Annotated in this window: 17 protein-coding genes, 2 tRNA genes and 1 rRNA gene; 17 read left to right on the top strand and 3 right to left on the bottom strand. The window is 33.0% G+C overall.

Annotated features, from left to right (window positions below):
- The first annotated feature begins 62 nt into the window (after positions 1 to 62).
- From XJ44_RS03565 to XJ44_RS03490, 16 genes are all read left to right on the top strand, one after another.
- On the top strand, positions 63 to 1,481 hold the full coding sequence (locus tag XJ44_RS03565; protein ID WP_158071822.1) for a GGDEF domain-containing protein: 1,419 nt from the start codon (positions 63 to 65) through the stop codon (positions 1,479 to 1,481).
- A 101-nt stretch (positions 1,482 to 1,582) separates the two neighbouring features.
- Positions 1,583 to 3,019, top strand: a complete 1,437-nt coding sequence (locus tag XJ44_RS03560) for an NAD(P)/FAD-dependent oxidoreductase (protein ID WP_077198081.1) — start codon at positions 1,583 to 1,585, stop codon at positions 3,017 to 3,019.
- Positions 3,016 to 4,242, top strand: coding sequence for an NAD(P)/FAD-dependent oxidoreductase (locus XJ44_RS03555; protein WP_075665683.1), 1,227 nt, complete (start codon positions 3,016 to 3,018; stop codon positions 4,240 to 4,242). The genes XJ44_RS03560 and XJ44_RS03555 overlap by 4 nt, the downstream gene beginning before the upstream one ends.
- A complete protein-coding gene (locus tag XJ44_RS03550) occupies positions 4,235 to 4,594 on the top strand; it encodes a DUF1667 domain-containing protein (protein ID WP_075665682.1) in 360 nt (119 codons plus the stop codon). The genes XJ44_RS03555 and XJ44_RS03550 overlap by 8 nt, the downstream gene beginning before the upstream one ends.
- A 19-nt stretch (positions 4,595 to 4,613) precedes the next feature.
- Positions 4,614 to 6,080: a glycerol kinase GlpK gene (gene glpK / locus XJ44_RS03545; RefSeq protein ID WP_233119507.1), complete on the top strand. Its 1,467-nt coding sequence runs from the start codon at positions 4,614 to 4,616 to the stop codon at positions 6,078 to 6,080.
- 2 nt (positions 6,081 to 6,082) lie between these two features.
- Positions 6,083 to 6,634 (top strand): glycerol-3-phosphate responsive antiterminator, encoded by a 552-nt coding sequence (locus XJ44_RS03540; protein ID WP_077198079.1) that lies wholly within the window; start codon positions 6,083 to 6,085, stop codon positions 6,632 to 6,634.
- A gap of 326 nt (positions 6,635 to 6,960) precedes the next feature.
- Entirely contained in the window at positions 6,961 to 7,386 is a 426-nt protein-coding gene (locus XJ44_RS03535; protein WP_077198078.1) for a hypothetical protein, read from the top strand.
- 61 nt (positions 7,387 to 7,447) lie between these two features.
- Positions 7,448 to 9,010, top strand: a complete 1,563-nt coding sequence (locus XJ44_RS03530) for a single stranded DNA-binding domain-containing protein (RefSeq protein ID WP_077198077.1) — start codon at positions 7,448 to 7,450, stop codon at positions 9,008 to 9,010.
- A gap of 46 nt (positions 9,011 to 9,056) precedes the next feature.
- A complete protein-coding gene (locus XJ44_RS03525) occupies positions 9,057 to 9,830 on the top strand; it encodes a thermonuclease family protein (RefSeq protein WP_075665677.1) in 774 nt (257 codons plus the stop codon).
- A gap of 56 nt (positions 9,831 to 9,886) precedes the next feature.
- Positions 9,887 to 9,976 (top strand) — tRNA-Ser (locus XJ44_RS03520).
- 45 nt (positions 9,977 to 10,021) lie between these two features.
- Positions 10,022 to 10,098: transfer RNA gene (locus XJ44_RS03515), tRNA-Arg, on the top strand.
- A 255-nt stretch (positions 10,099 to 10,353) separates the two neighbouring features.
- Positions 10,354 to 10,548: a hypothetical protein gene (locus tag XJ44_RS03510; RefSeq protein ID WP_077198076.1), complete on the top strand. Its 195-nt coding sequence runs from the start codon at positions 10,354 to 10,356 to the stop codon at positions 10,546 to 10,548.
- A gap of 12 nt (positions 10,549 to 10,560) precedes the next feature.
- On the top strand, positions 10,561 to 10,995 hold the full coding sequence (locus XJ44_RS03505) for a hypothetical protein (protein WP_077198075.1): 435 nt from the start codon (positions 10,561 to 10,563) through the stop codon (positions 10,993 to 10,995).
- A 69-nt stretch (positions 10,996 to 11,064) separates the two neighbouring features.
- Positions 11,065 to 11,748 carry a hypothetical protein gene (locus XJ44_RS03500; protein ID WP_084758757.1) on the top strand — a complete coding sequence of 228 codons (684 nt, stop codon included), beginning with the start codon at positions 11,065 to 11,067 and terminating at the stop codon, positions 11,746 to 11,748.
- Between the two features lie 9 nt (positions 11,749 to 11,757).
- A complete protein-coding gene (locus XJ44_RS03495; protein ID WP_077198073.1) occupies positions 11,758 to 12,933 on the top strand; it encodes a hypothetical protein in 1,176 nt (391 codons plus the stop codon).
- A 13-nt stretch (positions 12,934 to 12,946) separates the two neighbouring features.
- Positions 12,947 to 14,815: an isoamylase early set domain-containing protein gene (locus tag XJ44_RS03490; protein ID WP_077198072.1), complete on the top strand. Its 1,869-nt coding sequence runs from the start codon at positions 12,947 to 12,949 to the stop codon at positions 14,813 to 14,815.
- A 107-nt stretch (positions 14,816 to 14,922) separates the two neighbouring features.
- Here the strand turns inward: XJ44_RS03490 and XJ44_RS03485 are convergent, their stop codons facing one another.
- From XJ44_RS03485 to XJ44_RS03475, 3 genes are read right to left on the bottom strand one after another with little or no spacing between them, the layout of a single operon-like run.
- On the bottom strand, positions 14,923 to 17,412 hold the full coding sequence (locus XJ44_RS03485) for an adenosylcobalamin-dependent ribonucleoside-diphosphate reductase (protein ID WP_075665672.1): 2,490 nt from the start codon (positions 17,410 to 17,412) through the stop codon (positions 14,923 to 14,925).
- The gene (locus XJ44_RS03480) at positions 17,394 to 17,972 is read right to left on the bottom strand and encodes a 4Fe-4S cluster-binding domain-containing protein (protein ID WP_233119506.1); all 579 of its coding nucleotides are present in this window, start codon (positions 17,970 to 17,972) and stop codon (positions 17,394 to 17,396) included. Before XJ44_RS03480 ends, XJ44_RS03485 begins: the two co-directional genes overlap by 19 nt.
- The gene (locus XJ44_RS03475) at positions 17,938 to 19,884 is read right to left on the bottom strand and encodes an anaerobic ribonucleoside-triphosphate reductase (protein WP_077198071.1); all 1,947 of its coding nucleotides are present in this window, start codon (positions 19,882 to 19,884) and stop codon (positions 17,938 to 17,940) included. The genes XJ44_RS03480 and XJ44_RS03475 overlap by 35 nt, the downstream gene beginning before the upstream one ends.
- A gap of 356 nt (positions 19,885 to 20,240) precedes the next feature.
- Between XJ44_RS03475 and XJ44_RS03470 the strand changes: the two genes are divergently transcribed.
- A 16S ribosomal RNA gene (locus XJ44_RS03470) occupies positions 20,241 to 20,324 on the top strand; the annotation flags it as partial.

Raw genomic sequence — 20,324 nt, 5'->3', positions numbered from 1 at the left:
ATATTAAAAAGGTAATCTATAGCGTATTTTTAGCATTAGCTTTGTATTTTTTAATTTCTTTTTTGTTAAATATTTCGCCACCAAAAGAGAGAATGGATTTAAACTTTGATCTTTCTCTTCCTTTTTATAATGCAACTGGAAAAGCAAAGAGTGTTACTCTAAAGTCCCACTTTAAGAATGTGGGATATGATACTTTGGTGATTAATCGCATTTCGGGAAATATGTTGAAAGTATATTTAAATGGAGAGCTTGTATATAAATTCGGTGATTTAACTGCTAATATTTGGAATAAAGTTTTTAAGATAGAATTGAAAAATTTAAAAGAAGAAAATGAGCTAATTATTGAGATTTTCGGAATATACGATGTGGGTTTGGCAAATATTCCATTTCTAACAAATTACAAAATAGCAACAAGGTATGTTATATACAAGGAGTTTTTCAAAGAAAAATTTGTTTATATTTCAATTGGTATAAGTTTGATTTCGGCTATTGTTTCGTGGATTTTTGGAAGTTCTATTAAAGATAGAAATTTGAAAATTTCATACTTAAGTTTTGGAATTTTTTTGCTTTTTACAGCTTTGCATCTTTCTCATTTCAGTGTACGTGAAACTATGTTTAACCCAAATTTTTATCTTATGTTTTTAAAGATAATCTCTCTTGCAACGTATAGTTCTATAGTTTTTTACATATACGCTGTTGAAGTGTATAAAAGGAATTTTTTCGTTTCAAAATGGATAGTTTACGTATTTGTGCCTATTTTATTTTTAGTTTCTATGTCGTATGATTTTGTTTTTTATGTGAAAATAACGCAAATTTCAAATATTATTATGATTTTCTTTTTAATATATGCTGCAATTAGAGTGTTTTATTTAAAAGTTGAGTGGTTGTACTTTTCTTCTGTTTTTTCCGCAATATCTGTTATCCATACAATTATTTTGTTGTTTTATCCTTCTGTAAGGGAATTGCTTACAGGATATGCATTTTCAGCATCTGCAATTTCCGTTATCATTATGATTTCTAGAGATTTTAAAAGAGTAATATTAGAACATAGTCTTTTAATAGAAGAAGTGTTAACTGATCCTTTAACCGGGGCATACAATAGAAAGATAATTGATAAGTTGAGACCCGGTGGGTATTTTATTTTAATAGATTTGAACGATTTTAAGGAGCTAAATGACAGATATGGACACGAATATGGGGATAGGGTACTAAAAGATTTTTCCAAGATAGTTGTAGAAAATTTACCAAAAAAGGATTATTTTATAAGACTTGGTGGGGATGAATTTGCCATAATAACGTATTTTGAGAATCCAAAAGGTTTAGTAGAAAAGATTAGACTACAGATGAAACGTAAAATAAATTTGGATTTTTCCTACGGTATTTCACGGTATAGTCAATTTGAGAGGGCGTATAAAAAAGCAGACGAAAAATTATACAAAATGAAAAGGCAAAAATCGTTAAAATATAAAAATAAAATGTGATATAATTTAAATAGAAAGTTAATAGATTTTAGGCAGGAGAATAGGAGATGCCATATACCACATATGTGGTATATGGCTCTTTTTGTTATGGAGGTGTTATTATGAAAGTCTTTATTGTAGGTGCAGGCATTTCAGGTAGTCTTATAGCTAGAGAACTTTCAAAGTATGATATTGAAGTACATATTGTCGAGAAAGCACCTGATATTGGTTGGGGTGTTACAAAGGCAAATTCTGCGATAGTACATGGAGGATACGATGATCCACCGGGATCAGTTCGGGCAATGTTTGCAGCATATGGAAACAAGCTTTACGATGAATTATCAAAGGAGTTGGATTTTAGTTTTAAACGTGTGGGATCATTGGTTGTGGCGTTTAAAGAAGAAGATATGGAGTATTTAAAAGAGTTAAAAAAGCAAGGAAGAGAGAACAAAGTAGAAGACTTGGAAATCTTGGAAAAAACAGAATTAAAGAAGAAGGAGCCAAATTTAAGTGATAAAGTCATTGCCGCTTTGTGGTGTCCCACTGCAGGTATAACTGAGCCGTGGGATGTGGCGATGGCTGCAATTGAAAATGCAGTTGAAAATGGTGCTATGCTACACCTTGGTGAAAGTGTAAAAGATATTGTAGTAAAGGATGGGAAAGTTTCAAAAATTATTACGGATAAGGCAGAGTATAAAGTTGATGTGATAATAAATGCAGCGGGATTGTTTGCAGATGAAATTGCAAAGATGGTGAAAGTCGCAAATTTTGAAATATTTCCCAGAAAAGGAGAATATATATTATTAGACAAAAAATTAAAAGGACTTGTAAATAGTGTTGTCTTTCCGACACCTACTAAAAAATCAAAAGGAATACTTGTTGTACCAACGGTAGATGGTGGAATCTTGTTAGGTCCTAACGCAGTTGATCTACCAAAGGAGAAGAAGTACGATTTATCAACGACAAGGGACGGGTTAGATGAGGTATATGTGAAATCAAAAAAATTGGTACCAAAGATTGATATTTCATATACAATAAAAACATTTGCGGGTTTAAGACCCGAGACAAAGGAGAAAGACTTTATTATTGGGCCTACAAAGGTTTGGGGATTTGTAAATGTTGCGGGTATAAGATCCCCAGGACTTACTGCTGCACCTGCAATAGCTAAATATGTAGTGGAAAAGATTTTTCCAGAAGACCTAAAGATTAATTTACAAAGAAAAAAACATTTTAATCCTTATAGAAAGAAGATACCGAATATAAAAGAGGTTGGATTAGAAGAGTGGGAAAAATTGGTGAAAAAAGATCCAAGATTTGGAAGAACAGTATGCTTTTGTAATAATGTTTCAGAAGGAGAGATAGTAGAGGCGATTAGAAGGGGCGCAAGAACTTTGGACGGTGTTAAATTTAGAACTAGGGCATCTTTTGGAAGATGCCAAGGTGGTTTTTGTAGTTTGAAGATTATGGAAATAATTTCTAGAGAGTTAAATATCCCCATAGAAGAAATAAAATTAAATTATGAAAAATCCTGGATAATGGATGGCAAGGTGAGAGTATGAGAAGAGAAAAGGTGGATGTGTTAATCGTAGGTGGTGGTGCAGCAGGCCTTGCTGCTGCAATTTCGGCTACAAAAGAAGGTGTTAAAACTGTATTGTTGGAACGTGATAGGAGTACTGGAGGTGTTTTAAACCAATGTATACACAATGGATTTGGATTACACGTTTACAAAGAAGAACTAACAGGTCCAGAGTTTATGGAAAGAATGTGGGATGAATTAAAGGAAGATGTTATACGCCCTAATTACACGGTTTTGGAGATAAAGCCAAAGACAAGAGAAGTTGTAACTTTATCTGAAGAGGGATTAGTTATTTTTGAAGTAAAGGCTCTTGTTATGGCAACTGGAGCAAGAGAAAGACCTCTTAGTTCCTTGCAAATACCTGGTTCAAGGGTAGCTGGTGTATACACTGCAGGTGTGGCACAGAAAATGGTGAATATTTATAACAGATTGCCAGGTAGAAAAGTTTTAATTGTGGGATCGGGTGATATAGGACTTATTATGGCAAGAAGGTTGAAAATAGAGGGAATGGATGTTGTAGGTGTAGTGGAAATTATGCCAGAACCAGGTGGACTTATTAGAAACGTTGTACAGTGTTTGGAGGATTTTGAAATACCACTTTGGTTGAGTCATACAGTAGTTGAAATTCATGGGGATCAGAGACTTAATGCGGTAACTATTGCAAAAGTAGATAAAAATAAAAAACCTATACCAGGTACGGAAAGAAAAATCAAAGTAGATACGTTAGTTACTTCGGTGGGATTAATACCACAGAATGAGTTAATAGAAGGTTTTGTTGAAATGGATCCCATAAATAAAGGCCCCATAATAGATGAATTTATGAGAACTAGTATTAAGTGGATATTTGCAGCGGGAAATAACGTGGCTATCCATGATCTTGTAGACTTTGTATACGAAGAGGGAAAAATAGCAGGGTATTATGCGGCGCTAATTTCAAAGAATGAAAAATTACCAGATTCAGATAAAAGATTTCTAAGGGGACAAAATGTAGGAGTATTACTTCCGCAAAGATTTTCACAAAAAAAATCTTTTAAAATTTATTTAAGGCCTCTAAAGAGCTTTAAGAAATCCATTTTAAAGTTTGATGATAAAGTAATAAGGAAATTTAATTGGCGGATTAGACCAAGTGAGATGATAGATTTAGTTGTAAAGGATTTTAACAATTTTGGTCCAAATGTCACCGTGGAGGTGAATGAAATTGATTAAAAAGATGACATGTATATCGTGTCCTATTGGTTGTGAGTTGACGGTATTTGTAAATGGTGAAATAAAAGTTGAGGGTAATCGTTGTCCAAGGGGATTGGAATATGCAAAAAATGAGGTTACTAATCCAAAAAGAATACTTACTATTAGTGTGAAAGTTGAAGATGGAGTAATGGAACTTGTTTCGGCAAAAACTGATAAACCAGTTCCAAAGAAAATGTTGCATGAGATAATAGAATATATTAAAGGGTTAAAAATAAAAGCTCCTGTAAAACGAGGTGATATAATAGTTAATGATATATTGTCAACGGGCGCAAATCTTGTTGCTACGCGAACAGTGTTGAAAAAGGATTGAAAAAGCAAGGGGGGATATGGTGTTCATATTGGCGCTTGATCAAGGAACTACAAGTTCCAGAGCTATTTTGTTCGATGAAAGTGGGAAAGATGTTTTTGTGAAAAACAAAGAATATAGACAAATTTATCCAAGGCCGGGATGGGTAGAACATGATCCATTTGATATTCTAAATTCACAAATAGAAGTGGCAAAGTTAGCAGTTGATACAGTAGGTGTAGAAAATATAGCGGCAATAGGTATTACCAACCAAAGGGAAACGACAATCCTTTGGGATAAAAGAACGGGGAAGCCTGTGTATAACGCAATTGTTTGGCAATGTAGAAGAACAGCTGAAATTTGTGATGATTTAAAAGAAAAAGGATATGAAAAATTAATTAAAGAAAAAACGGGATTAGTAGTTGATGCGTATTTTTCTGGAACAAAAATCAAGTGGATTTTAGATAACGTTGAAGGAGTAAAAGAAGACGCAAAAAGAGGTAATATTTTGTTTGGAACAGTAGATTCTTGGCTTATTTGGAATTTAACAGGTGGAAGAGTACACGTTATCGACTATTCTAATGCATCAAGAACTATGTTGTTTAATATTAATACGTTACAATGGGATGAAGAAATTTTGGAAATATTAGATATTCCAAAAAGTATTTTACCAACACCTGTGCCATCTAGCATGGTGTACGGATATACGGATATTTTTGGTGGGAAGATTCCAATTGCTGGTGATGCAGGGGATCAACAGGCATCGCTTTTTGGTCAGACGTGTTTTGATAAAGGGATGATAAAGAACACATATGGTACGGGTTGTTTTATCTTGATGAATACTGGGGAAAAGCCTTATTATTCCAATTCTGGATTGCTTACAACAATTGCTTGGGGTGTTGACGGAAAGGTGGAATATGCACTTGAAGGAAGTATTTTTATAGCAGGGGCCGCTGTACAGTGGTTAAGGGATAACTTAAAACTCATTGATGCAGCATACGAAACTGAAGAAATTGCCATGTCTGTGCCTGATTCAGGAGAACTTTATTTTGTCCCTGCTATGGTAGGACTTGGTGCACCGTATTGGGATATGTATGCAAGGGGACTTTTAATTGGAATAACACGTGGTACAACAAAAGCACATATTGTTAGAGCAGTACTTGAATCTATAGCGTATCAAACTAGAGACGTTCTTGAGGTTATGGCAAAAGAATCTGGGATAAATATGGGGACTTTGAGAGTAGATGGAGGAGCATCTAACAATAACTTTTTAATGCAATTTCAGGCGGATATCCTTGGTATTCCCGTTGAAAGGCCGCAAATTACCGAGACAACGGCATTAGGTGCCGCATATCTTGCAGGACTTGCAACTGGTGTATGGAAAAGTAAAGAAGAAATAAAGTGGAATCTGGACAAAAGATTTTTGCCACTGATTGAAGAAGAAAAAAGAGAAAATATGTATAAAAAATGGAAAGAAGCAGTTAAAAGATCCATGAAATGGAGTGAGTAATATTGCATCCATTTGTATACCCAATAGTCCCTGCAATAAGAGATTTAAGAGCTGTTGAAAGAATTATTCCCACACCTGTTTCTTCGGTTTTTTTGTTAGAGGGAGATATTTTTAAAATAAAGAATTCAACTAGAATATTAAAAGAAAACGGTAAAATCGTTTTTGTACATTTGGATCTTGTAAGTGGTTTGGGAAGAGATGAGGCAAGTGTGAAACTTGTCAAGGAGTTTGTCGGTGCAGATGGAATAATTACTACAAGGTCAAACCTTATTGTTATCGCAAGTAAATTAGGGTTAATGACTGTTCAAAGGATATTTTTGATAGATTCTAAAGCGGTAGAAACGGGAATCCAACAAATAAAAAAACACAAAGTTAATTTTGTTGAAGTTTTACCAGGACTTATTCCAGAATTTATAAAGTACATAAAAGAAAATATAGAACAACCAATTATTTCAGGAGGACTTGTTAGTAAAAAAAATCAGGTTAAAAAAATACTAGATGCAGGAGCAATAGCTGTATCTACCAGTAAAGAAGAATTGTGGGATATGTTTTAGAATTTTGAAAAGTTAAGAAAGTGTTATGTAATAATTTTGCTAAACTTTATACAAAGGAGGGATTTATGAAGAAATATGTAGGGGTAATTTTGGGTGTTATATTAGTTTTTATCTTATTTAGCGGATGTTTACAACAAAATCTTCCACAAGGTTGAGAAGAAGTTGTTTTAACAGGTATTGCAGGTGCTAAGCTAGATTATCTTTTAAATGATACATCTTCTGCGACTGTAACAGGTATACTTGTTTATAAATATAATTATTATGGAATATTAAGTGATTCAACTTCTGGAATATACATCAAAGATATTTCTTCTGCAGGATTAAATGTGGGTGATAAAGTAACAGTTACAGGAACGTTGTATAAAGATACTTATAATGGAAATTTAAGGATGAAGGATGTTACAGTGGTTTCAACTGAAACAGCTAGTGAATGTGAGCCAAGTGTTTTAAATGTAAAACTTGATAATACTTGGTTATTTGATGCTACTGGCAATACGGCAGATGCAACTGCTCTTGCGTTGTGGAATTATAGGTTTGTAACGGCAAAAGGTACATTAACTTCTTTAGATACCACTGGTAAAAAATTTGAATTTGAATATCCAGTAGATTCTGGAACTGCAACAGTTACAGTGTATACATATACAGCTGTAAGCACATGTGAAAATGCACCTGCAACGGTAACAGGATATCTTGCAGGATATAAATATGAATGGCAAATTTATCCAAGAACAGCGGAAGATATAGAATTTTAAGTCTTTTAAATTAATAGAATTTTAGGGCCGTAAAGGCCCTATTTTTATCGGAGGTGAAATTGTGAAAAGGATTTTGATTTCTTTAGTTTTGTTTCTTTCTATTCTTTCTTTTTCGGGAAATTTTTCTCTTTCTATTTTAAATTTAACTACAATGGGTTTAGATGATGGCGCATTTGATTACTTTCCCATACTTTATGTTACATACCAACCATTTGATTTTTTGGCATTTAAAGTAACTGATTATTTAGAACTTTCCCATGATTCTTGGAATTTGGGAACATATTCGATTTTCAAGCCAAGATATTATTATCTTGAGGGAAAATTTGATTTATTTGGTTATGATGTAAAACTAGATGTTCTAAAGACAAGGTTGAAAAAAAGTCAAACGGAAAAGCTAGAGGGTTTGAGGGTTGGTGGATTGAAATTTGATTACTATGGTGCAGGTTTGGATGTTAAAATTGGAAAAATAAATCTTGGAGCAGCATATGATTTAGATCTAGGAAGTGTTGCAGGATATGTCCAGGCTGATTTGTTTGGTTTTAAATTAGGTGGCTATTATGAAACAAAATATAATCAAATTTCATTGGATGTAAATAGAAGCTTTGATTTAGGTAATTTTTCAATTTTGGCTTGGACAGCTTTGTCGGCTAAATCATCTGATATTGCCAATTTTTCGTATTTGGTGGGTGGAAAGGTAAACTTTAATAATTTAGCATTAAGCACACAATTTTTAAGTTTAGGTGTTAATAGATACGATGCAGATTTTCAAACCGGTGATCCAAATGATGTTGCGTTTTTGCCAAATGCATGGGCATATTATTTGGATGTTGATTATGCTTTAAACGATTATGTTTTAGGTGTGTTTTTAAGGTATAACAGTGTTTGGGCATCGGATCCAAATTATTTGCCGTTGTATGGTTTGAAATTGGCATATAAAGATTTTACTTTAAAAGTGGGAAATGGAGATTTAGAAAGCAACATAGCAGGAGAACAAAAGATAATAGCAGAGCTTAATTATTTCTACAGCCTTGAGTTTAATAAATTATTCTCGTTTAATTCTAAGCTTGTTACTCCAGTTGAGGAAAAAAAGAAGGGATTTAATTCTATAATGGATGTAATACTTGGAGAAGAAGGAAAAAGTTTTGTAGTTAAAGGTATAGTTACTTCTCCAAAAGATCTTTTGGGAAAAGGTAGCTTTTATATACAAGATGAAACTGCAGGACTAATGATTTATTCTCCAGTATTAGGAGGAGATTTAAACGTAGGAGATGTTGTGGTGATTTCTGGGAAGAGTAAATTGTGGAATGGTGTGATTGAATTGGTTGCAAATAATGTTGAAAAAGTTGGCAGTGCAAAAGTTATTCCAGATGTTTTAACAAGTTTGTCTAAGACATTTATTTCTGCATTTGTGTATGTCGAGGGAGTAGTAAAAGAAAAAAATAAGTATAACTTTAAAGTTGACACAGGGGATTTTATTATAAAGGTGTATTTGAAAAAGGGTACAAATATAGACATATCAAATTTAAATGTTGGGCAAAAGGTAAAAGTCCAAGGTATTTTAGCTGTTTACAAGGGCGAGTATGAAATTTTACCTAGATGGCAGGAAGATATTGAAATAAGGTAGTTTTAATACGCGCCGCATTTGCGGCGTATTTTAGGAGGTAAGGTTAATGGATGTAAAAAGGCTGTTTTTGTATGCTTTTTTAGTTTTTTTGATTTTAACTTCTTGTGTTAATTTGGATATAATTAATCTAGACGGAAGAAGTGGAGTTTTAGTTAGTAGTGTTGTTGACGGAGATACATTTCATACAGTGAGGGATAAAGTGAGGATTATTGGTATTGATACTCCGGAAGTCCATAAAAGTAGTAAACCTGTAGGTGAGTTTGGAGTACAAGCAAAACAGTTTTTAGAAGATTTTGTAAAAAAGTATGAAATTTATTTGAAAGAAGAGGGAAAAGATAGATACGGTAGAGTCTTAGCATATGTATTTGGAAAATCAAAAGATAAAACGTATTTTTACGAAGAAGAAATTTTAAAAGCAGGTCTTGCAAGGCCATTAATATATTTTGAAAATGTTGATCCAGAATTAACTTCCAGAATTGTTAGTGCGTACAATTATGCTTTTGAAAAAAAAGTAGGGATTTTTTCAAAATGGAGTACAGCACCTATTTTGAAAAATTCAAGTAATTATAAATCATATATTGGAAATATAGTATTTCTTGAGGGAAAAGTTAGTAATGTACACCAGAGTGGTGGAATGTGGGAAATATATGGCGATTGGTTTACAATTAAAATAAGGGAAGAAGAATATGATTATTTTTTCAAAGATTACAACTTGTATGATTTAAAAGATAAAATTGTAAGATTTTACGGTGAACTTTGGGATGATGGTGAAAAGCCTATAATTCTATTGAGAAGTCCAAATGAAATGGTAGTACTTTAGATTTTTTTTACTTGACATCTAAATGAAATTAAGTTAAAATCTATACGTGATAGTATGGAGAGGTGGCCGAGTGGTCGAAGGCGCTTGCCTGCTAAGCAAGTGTGGGATTTTTCCCACCGAGGGTTCGAATCCCTCCCTCTCCGCCAGGTTTTTGGGGGATGTATTCCCCCATTTTTAAATTAAAAGGAGTTGTGCCCGTAGCTCAATTGGATAGAGCGTCAGACTGCGGATCTGAAGGTTGGGAGTTCGAATCTCCCCGGGCACGCCAAAAATGCAAGGCTTTTTGCCTTGCATTTTTTTTTGGAATTTTTCCATGTTTTTGAATTTTTTTTATTTTATTTTTGTTAAAATAACTTGGTGGAAGTGATTCCAAAAATTTAGCTTATTAAAAGGAGGGATTGTTGTGAGAAAAAGTGTGTATCTTATGGTTAGTCTTTTATTAATTGTTTTTGTATTTTTTGGTTGTGTAAATCCTGAGTTGAGTAAAGAAGTGCAAAAACCGTGACTTTCTTTTAGAGTACTCTTGCCAGATACAACTACCGCTACTCAGATATATGTTGTTGGTGAGATGAATAATTGGAAATTGGATAATGTGTGGGTGCTTAATGTAACTGATGTTGATGGAAAGAAATATGCAATTGGAGAATATGATCTTCCAGAAGCTTCCATTACTGGTGGAGTAGAATTTCGATACAAATATTTGATTGGTAAAAGTTAGGATAATGTCGAAATGAAAAAAGATGGTTCAAGTGATATAAAAAATCGTTTTGTGTACGTAAATGAAAATTTAAGAAATATTGTAAATGATGCAGTTTTAAATTGGAAAGGCGAAGATCTTGTAAATCCAGCTACATCTACAATAACAGTTAAATTTATTGCTTATGTACCTGATACAACTCCAGATGGTTCGGTAGTACAACTAGTTGGAGATATGAATGGTTGGAATGGAGAAGATATGGTGAAAGAAGGTAATGTATGGACTATAACAAAACAATTGGAATCAAACACTTATTATGAGTTTAAACTAAGATTGAAAAATGAATCAAATGCCTGGGCATATCCAGAAGGTAATGAGACCGGCGGGTATGAAGATAATAGAGCTTTAATTTTAAACGACGATGCAACCATAGTAATACTAAAGGTGCATAGTTGGGAAAATATGTAAATTGTTTTTATATTTACCTGATGACGAAAGGGGGACCTTGAGGTCCCCTTGTTATTATGAGTTTTGGAGGTGATTAATTTGAAAAAAATATTTATATTTTCTTTTTTTGTCCTGGCACTATTATTATCAGGTTGTATGAAACTATTTAATTTATCTTTAGAATCGGGTGTATATGTGGCAGGTGAATGGAATAATTGGGTCCCAACGCAAAACGATAGGATGGTTTTAAATAATGGAATTTATGAATTTGAAATTCCTGTAGCATCTATTACTTTTTACCCTGGAAGTCTTGGAAATATTGGGTGGTATAAAGTTATATACGTAGGTGGTGTGACAAAAGTTCAATCAAGTGTTCCTGTTTGGAAGGAAAATTTAGCTGATGCTACTTCAATAACTGTATTTGCTTCACCTAATATTATGCGTGATGGATATGCTGTGGGTGCAGGGGATATTGAAAAAGAAATAGGTGATTGGTATTGTGCGGGAGATTTCAACGGTTGGTCTTTAGAAAAGATGGAAAAAATTGATGGAAAATTTGTATATGAGCTGAATATAGATGTTAATAAGGGTGATAGTTTTAAGTATAAAATTGCCAGGGGAATCGATTGGAAACCTTATGAAGAACAGTTTGATGGAAAAAATTATAACGCCGGGTATGGACAAGATGCTTTATTTATTGCGGATAAATCTGGAAGTTCTCTTTACATAGAATTTGATCCAAAGTTTAGCATTTTGAATGTTTATGTTAAGTGAGGTGGTAATGTGAAAAAATATATATTTTTTGTTTTGATTATTTTTTCGCTGTTTTCATTTGGTATGATTTCTCCATCTTATTCTTTTAAATTTGTATACTTTGCAGATTTTTCAAATGGTTTTCCAGTATTTGTTCCAAGTTATAATATGTCGACAGAGTTTAGATTCAACATGAGTGTTTTGGGAAGTGATTTTTCTGGGAATTTTTCTTTGAATGGTGAGAATTTGGAATCTGCAGAATTGGATTTTTCAAAGAAAACGTTTGGACTTTATTTGTATAAAAATAGAATTTTTGGGAACTTGGATGATTTTCTTGGTTTGTATAATTTTAGTACGGGCTCAGATGGGGTAATGATGAATTATTCGAACTTTTATTTGTTTTTGTATAATAGTCTTTCTTTGAATTATCTAAAATACAAGTTAAATAATGGATTAATATTAATTGGTATAAGAGATCAATTGAAAGATTTTTTATTTCAAATAATGTTACCTACTTTTGTTGATATTCAGTTTGAAGCGGTTTATACGTATGATGGAAGTGTTGATTTTGAAAAGGGAATTTACCAATTTGGATTGGTGGATAAGAACTTAAGATGGGGGGTAAAATCCACTTTTTTGGGTAAAAATGTGATGCTACCAGATTTTACAAGTATAGATAAATCAAATAGATATTTTATAACTATGTGGTATAATGCTGATAATTTTGGGGTTTGGGGAAATATTAAAAGTGATGAAAATGGAAAAAATTTTGAAAGTTTAAGTGAGGTTGGGCTAAATTTTAATGTTTCTAAATTTTCAGTTTCTCTTTCAAAAATAGGTTTTGATAGTATAGGTTTAACACCTGATTTATGGGAAAAGTTTAGTTTTACTTTGAAATATGACTATTCGTTATTTGATTTTAACGGAAAGATCTCTTATTCTTTTGGGAAACCTGCACATAACACAATTGGAACTTTGGGAGAAGTGTATTATATTGAAATTTCAAAAACTTTTGGAAATATTTCATTTTTTGGAAAGGCACAGAGAATAGTAGGTGTGTATGAAATAAAAAATACGGTATATGCAGAAATGAAAATTACTGGATTTTCAAACGGAGAGGTAAAACTTTCCATTGGAAATGGAGATTTTTACAATGTGAATAATTTCAAAAAAGTTGTTTCGTTGGAATTTAATACTTGGTGGTAATGGAGGTGTGAAGATGAGAAAAAAATCTTTATTTGTATTTTTAATTATTCTATCTGTTTCAATCTTTTCAAATGTATTTGTTAAAGAGGAAATGGTTTATTTTACGTTCGAAGTTGATGCAGAACAAGTGTACTTAGCTGGAAATTTTAATAATTGGTCTACAACATCCACAGAAATGGAATTTAAAGATGGTGTATGGGTGGTAGCACTTAAACTTGAACCAGGTGAGTATCAATACAAGTTTGTTGTTAATGGTGAAAAATGGGTAGAGGATCCGAATGCTCCATCGTATGTTGATGATGGTTATGGGGGAGAAAACGGGGCATTTAAATTAGTCTTACAGGATGGTTCTCTTGTAATAGAACCTATTGGGAAGTTAATGGAAAAAGAAAATGGTGCAGAAGAGTATGAAATTAACAAAGAAAGGAAAGACACTATATTTGTCGATGAGGAAGGTTATGTAGTTATTAGGTATTACAATCCAGATGCTGATTATGTTATGATCGCAGGGGACTTTAACAATTGGGATGCAGAGAGTGATGAAATGTACGGTTTAGGTGATGGATGGTGGGAAGCAATCTTGGAACTTGAACCAGGAGAATATCAGTACAAGTTTGTTGTTAATGGTGAAGAATGGGTAGAGGATCCAAATGCATTTGCATACGTTCCAGATGGTTTTGGAGGTAAAAATTCTGTTTTAAAAGTTTGTAGAGGGGGTGAAAGTCTTATTGTTAAAGCACCGGAAAGTGTAGTGGAAGGAAAAAAAGAGATACCATTGGGTGTGAGTGTAGTTGATGGTAAGGTATATTTTAAAGTAGAAAAAAGAGAAGCAACAAAAGCATTTTTGGCTGGAAGTTTTAATAATTGGGATTCACAGGCAATTGAGATGAAAAATGTAGATGGATATTGGCAAGTTTCGATGGAATTAAATCCAGGTAAGTATCAGTATAAATATGTATTCTTAATTAATGGTAATCAAGTTTGGCAGGAAGATCCAAATGCTCCTGGTTATGTACCAGATGGATATGGAGGAAAAAATGGAGCGTTTGAACTTGTTTTAGAAGGCGGGAATTTAGTGATAAAAAAATCAGAAAATTCAAGTAAAAGTTCTGTGAATTTGAGTGGAATTTATAACTTTACTGTTACTTATAAATACGATTCTACGACTTTAATAAAAGGTATAGGATTTTCAAATAAATTATCTTTGATATTTAAACCTTCAGATGAACTTGAATTTTCAATAGGTTATTCAGGAGCTAATATCGAATACGGAGTAATTAATTTTAAAGTAGACAAATGGAATATTATGGCACATTACAATTTGCCAGTTGATTTACCATTTAACGGTATCCAAAGTGGTGTATATCTTTCTTTTGCCGGTGTTTTTGTAGATTTAGGAGCAGAGTCTGGTGCTGTTCCATTTATAATTGGAGCAAGATATAGCGATTTCTCACTTTTATACGGAGATTTCTACGATAGGAATGGAATACTTTTGGGATATAACTTTAGTATTTTTGATGCAGATGTGGAATTGTACGGTGGATACTTTTTCAATTTAGGAGAATTGGGATTTTATTGTGAGGCGAAATCAAATGATTGGAATACAACGTTGCAATATTTCAAAAATAAATTTGCTATGGATTTAAGTCTATTCAATTGGGATCTTGTAACAGACTTTTCCATGACAGATTTGAATTATAATATTTCAATGTATATACCAGTTGTGAAGAATTACAAAATTTTTGGAGGATACAGTCACACAAATTTATCTGATAAATACAATTTTGGGTTGCTGTATGATAATGAATATAACCTTGGTTTAAAAATTAGATTGGAAAATTCCAATATTTATTTTGATATTTTTGGAAAAGTTGTGTTTTAAAGTTCTAATATTGGATAAAATTCCTCCGGTTGCAAACATAGCCAATTAATTTTTATATGTAGATTTTTCGTAGAGAAATATAAAAGCTCCCAAAAGGGAGCTTTTATTTAACTACATTTACTCCAGCCACATTTTTTGCAGCTCATACAACCCTCTTGTTTGATAATACTATTTTTAGATAGACATGAAGGGCAATATACATTTCCATTTTCATCTACATAATATCCTTCACTCCACTCTAGGTCATTTGCCATTACAAATTTTTCTACCTCTTCTGCCGTTTTTATCGTTCCATCTATTACAAAAACTTCGTCATCTTGGATTTCTGTGTTTCCCCAAAGTTCTATAAAGTCATCTATGGCTTTTTTGATTTCCTCTGCTAAGCCATTTGTGTATTTTCCATTAACTTTTTGAAGTTGTTCAAGAATTTCTTCAATTGACACCCCTGCTCTTAAAGCAATAGACGATAATCTTCCTATAGATTCTGCAAGCTCGGTTCCATTTGAGAGGAATATTTCCACAGCTTCGCCGCTGTCATCAAAAGAAACGGTAATGTAAGTAGTATTTTCCAGTGATTTGTATTTTCTCGTTACACTACGTAGCGTGTTTTTACGTGGTTTTGGTCTAAGTTTATGTTTTTCATCTAAGAGGAAAAATTGTACTTTTGGTGCATCTTTTGTTTTTACATGTTTGGCAGATGTTAATACCTGTGTTTGGAGTGATCCGTCTCTGTATATTGTAAGTCCTCTTACGTTTAATCTAAACGCTTCAAGGTAAATATTTAATACATCTTCTTCAGTTGCTGTTGATGGCATATTAATAGTCTTTGATATATTGTTATCTGTATATCTTTGAAAGGCATCTTGCATTAAAAGATGGTCCATTGGGGAAATATCCATAGCTGTCACAAAAACTCTTTTTATTTCTTCAGGAACGTCAAGTTGTTGTAGAGAACCTTTTTCAATTAATTTATCTCTTATCTTTTCAAGTATTGATGAATCTAACTTTTCTTCAAGTACCCTATTAACGTAAAATAAAGCTTCTTTATTGCCATCATGCTTATTCATATACCTAACGTATGCAAGTAAGAAATTTGGTTCAAGTCCGCTACTTGTATCTGCTATATTTGAGATAGATCCCGTTGGAGCAATAGTTAATACTGCAACGTTTCTTTTTCCATGTTTAGATTCTTTCATAACGTTTTTTATTTCATCATCGTATTTGCTTAATCCCATTGCAAATGGTACAAATCCATCTTCGGTGTAAAATCTACTTTTTTCAAATAATGGAAAGTTTCCTTTTTCCCTTCCCAGTTTATTTGATTCATCATGACTATGGAGTGCAATGAATCCCATTAAATCAACAGCGATCTTTCTTCCTTCTTCTGAATTGTAAGGGATATTTAATTTATATAGCAAATCTGCAAACCCCATTATCCCTAGTCCAAGTCTTCTGCTTTCTCTGACGGCTTTGGTAATTTTTTCAAGTGGAAATACGTTAACGTCAATTACGTCGTCTAAAAATCTTACGGCAAGTCTTGCGGTTTTTTCCAACGCTTTCCAATCTATTTCACCATTTTCATTTGCAAATTTTGCAACATCTATTGATCCAAGATTACACGCCTCATACGGTGCAAGTCCAATTTCACCACATGGGTTGGTAGAAATAATTTCTTTTTCTGGATAAAGTGGATAGTATTTGTTCATTTCATGTAAAAATGCAAGTCCTGGGTCACCTGTTTTCCATGCATTTTTAGCTATTTTTTCTAATATATACCTTGCTTTTATGCTTTTTTTATTGTTAAATTTTGGATGAGTTAGAATTATTTCTTTATCATCATTGTACAATTTTAGAAATTCTTCCTTCTCAAAGGGAATTCCCACTGAAATATTGAAATACTTTAACACTTTTTCTCCGTCATTATTTTCTTTTGCTGCTATAAACTCTTCAATATCAGGGTGATTAATGTTTAAAATTCCCATCAAAGCGCCGCGTCTTTTATATCCTTGTTCTACTACTCCAATTGCAGAGTTAAAAACGTGCATGAAAGAGATAGGACCGGATGCTTGGCCATGTGTGCCTGCAACAAAACTTCCTTTGGGTCTTAAACTAGAAAAGTTTGAACCAATCCCACCACCAGCTTTTGTAATTAAAGCATATTCTTTTACGGCTTCAAATATACCTTCGATACTATCTTCAACAGGAACTACAAAACAAGCAGATAACATGTGAAGGTGATTTCTTGTATTGTAAATTTCCTCGTAATCTTCCAATGTCATATTTTCAATAGGTTTCCACAAAAGTTCTGGTCTTACTCCCATTCCCGCATTGAAAAGTGTTGGACTGTTTGGAATAAAGATTCTAGATTTGAGCATTTTGTAGAATGTTTCTTCATATTCTTTTACTTTATCCAAATTTTTGTTGTAGAGAATTTCAGATGTAGCTACAACCCTTGCAACTCTTCTGCAAACTTCTTCCCATTTTGTTTCCAAAAACTCCCCTTCCATATTTTTATAAAAGTACCTTTCTGAAAGTATTTTGTAGGCGTTTTTTGATGGTTTAATGTCTAACCATCTGTTTAGTACGTCTTCATACACGTCTTTCTCCTCCTTGAAAATTTCACATATTTTTGATTTTTAGATGCGGGAAATAGTAAGTTGCCGTTTTCATCAATGTTTCTTTTATCGTGCTCATATGGCCCCAATATACCTTCATCCATATATGTGATGTAATTGCGTAGGTTTTGGGCTTCAATATCTTCTAGTGTGCGCCATGTATATATGGTGTTGACTATTTTATCTGAGAATTCTTCTTTTAAGGCTTTTGATATTTCAAAGACGGCTTTTCTATTGTATGGTGCAAGTGGTTCTCCACCCAAATACACAACTGCTAATTTGTCATATGAATCAATGATAGCGTTAATTTTCTCTTTTAGACGTCTTATTAGAGCCTCAACATCATATTCAAACCCTTTAAAAGGTTCCCATGTATCTTTGTTATGACAAAAAGGACATTTTGGATGTTTATCACATCCTTGAAAATATATAGATAATGCGAAATATTTGGGGTGATCAATTGTGTTAAAAAATACTCTATTTACATACACTTTCATTTTTTCACCTTCATACATTATAGAATTTTCTTTCTTTGTATTCATATTTTCTCCTTACTTTGTTGAACGAAGAATATGGTACTAGATATCCTACTATTCTAAGGTATTCTTCGACTTTTTCTTTTCCACATATTGGACATTTATTTCCTATAAATGCATGACCATTTTCACACGTACTTATCTTTTGGTTAAACGCAAAATACATAACATTCATTTTTGCAATGGCATTTACTAATTTCCAGGATTCTTCTTCGTTTTTTAAAGGTGTTCCAAGGTTGATGTGTAGAATTGCTCCTCCTGATACTTTTTTGTCAAATTTACCGGAATATCCAGCTCTGTTCATCATATCGGTTTCCGCTGTAAGTGGGATCCATTGATTTGAATAAAGTTTATATGGTTGTTTGTCTTTACCATAAATATAACTATCCTTTTCAGCTAAAACAATAGCAGCCTTTTCAGCGGGGACTTGTTCAATGTTAAATGTGAATTTGTATTTTTTAAACCCATCTTCTGCCATTTTCCTTATAGTGTCAAGAATTTCTTCTACAAAGTTTTCTCCTTCTTTTGTATACTCAAGTCCTTCGGGCGTTACCGCGGTTAGTTCCATAAAGTCTGCTGCTTCCCATACTCCTGTAATTCCAATAGTCCCGTATTGTCTTTCAAGTTTCATAAGTCCTATTGAGTATAACGGAAGTACCCCTTGAGCGATTCTTTCTTCTAGTATTTTTCTAATAACATAAAGGGTTTTTTGAACGATATCTACCCTTTCCTTTAAAATTTCAAAGAATTTTTTTCTATTATCGTTTGCTTCAAGCGCAATTCTCGGTAAATTAATTGTAATAACTTTAAATGACCCTATGTTTAGATCAGAACCACCTATTGAATTTGCCATACCTGTTAGTTTTGGTTCATCTTCATCTAAAGAAAGAGATAACTTTAAATCTTTGGTAGAGGATGTTAAGCGACAGCAAGAAGCAACAGCATCAACTGAATCTGAGATGTACCAATTTGTGTCCTGCCATTTCATATTAACTTTGTTTATAAATCTTGCTGAATCTTCGTCTACAAATTTTCCGTCTTTGTACAAAAGTGTGGCAGTTAGTACGGGAAATGTAAACATTTGTCTTTCCCTTTCTTTGGCTACCCATTCCCAGTAATGTTTTTGAAGGTTAATAATATCCTCTACATAATCTGTTATATACGTTCCATCTGGATACTTTTCCCCTTCAAATATCGCTTTTATATAATTCCTATCAAGATATGTAAAATTCGTGTAAGGACTTTGATTTGTTCTAATTGGTTGATTAAATGAATAAGTTAAAATTTGAAAATGTTGTTCTATATACCACTTTGTTTTGTCTTTTGGTATAACTCCGTCTTTTAAGTCTTTTTTTATGTAATACCACATCCACACAAAGAAATCTGGTAATCCAACAGCGCCAGAGCTTTGATTTGAAGCAAACATAACAAATTGAATAACATGTTGAATAAACGTGCTAAGGTGCTTTGCTGGAGTGGATTGGATAGTATCTATAAATGGTAATCCTTTTTCCACAATGGGTTTTAGGGTGTAGGCAAAGCAATATGGCATAAATGCCGCGTGGTGCGCATCATGCAGGTATATGGCACCGTTGATTTGATATTCTAGAAATTTGTCAGCATAGTCTCTTCCAAAATGTTTTTTTAATTCTTTCCAAATGACGTAGAGAGAATTTAACTTTGTGAACGGTTTGTATATTTCGGTAAAATATGTACCAATGTGTTTTGATCTAACATTTGCATTTGAATCAATAGAAATATCTCCTACAAGTTCAGATTGAAAAAATGTTTTATTAAATTTGTCAATATCAAGATGGGAGCCAAGACCTTCAAGTTCGAAGATATATTCCCCGTATTTATTTTCAAGTTCACGTAGTTTTCTATCAAAATCTGTTGAAAAACCAAAATTAATGAACATAAAATCCCCCCTGTTTTGTATTTATTGTATTTATAATCGGTATTTGAAATCATATTATACCACAATATATTGTGTATTAGTTGCTTTACATACACAATATATTGTGTATTAAGATTCTAAAACAACGGATAGTAAAACTTTAAAAGTATTCCAAAATAGGGGAATTTTTATAAAAAAAGAAACTTAAAACACCTGGATAAGTGTAAAAGATGTTACAAAGAATAAAAGAAAATGTTAAAAACATGAAATTGACGGTTTGGAATAAGTATGGTAAATTAGAAGACGCGAGGTTGAGGAGGTCATTGAAAAATAGATAGCAGCTCTGCGGATAATATAATAAGGACGAGCCCGAGATAGAGATGGAGGGTTTGATCCTGGCTCAGGGTGAACGCTGGCGGCGTGCCTTACACATGCAAGTCGAGCGAAGCTGCTAACTGGAG

The sequence above is a fragment of the Thermosipho affectus genome (assembly GCF_001990485.1).
Lineage (GTDB): Bacteria > Thermotogota > Thermotogae > Thermotogales > Fervidobacteriaceae > Thermosipho > Thermosipho affectus.
This window is presented reverse-complemented; position numbering and strand designations above follow the sequence as displayed.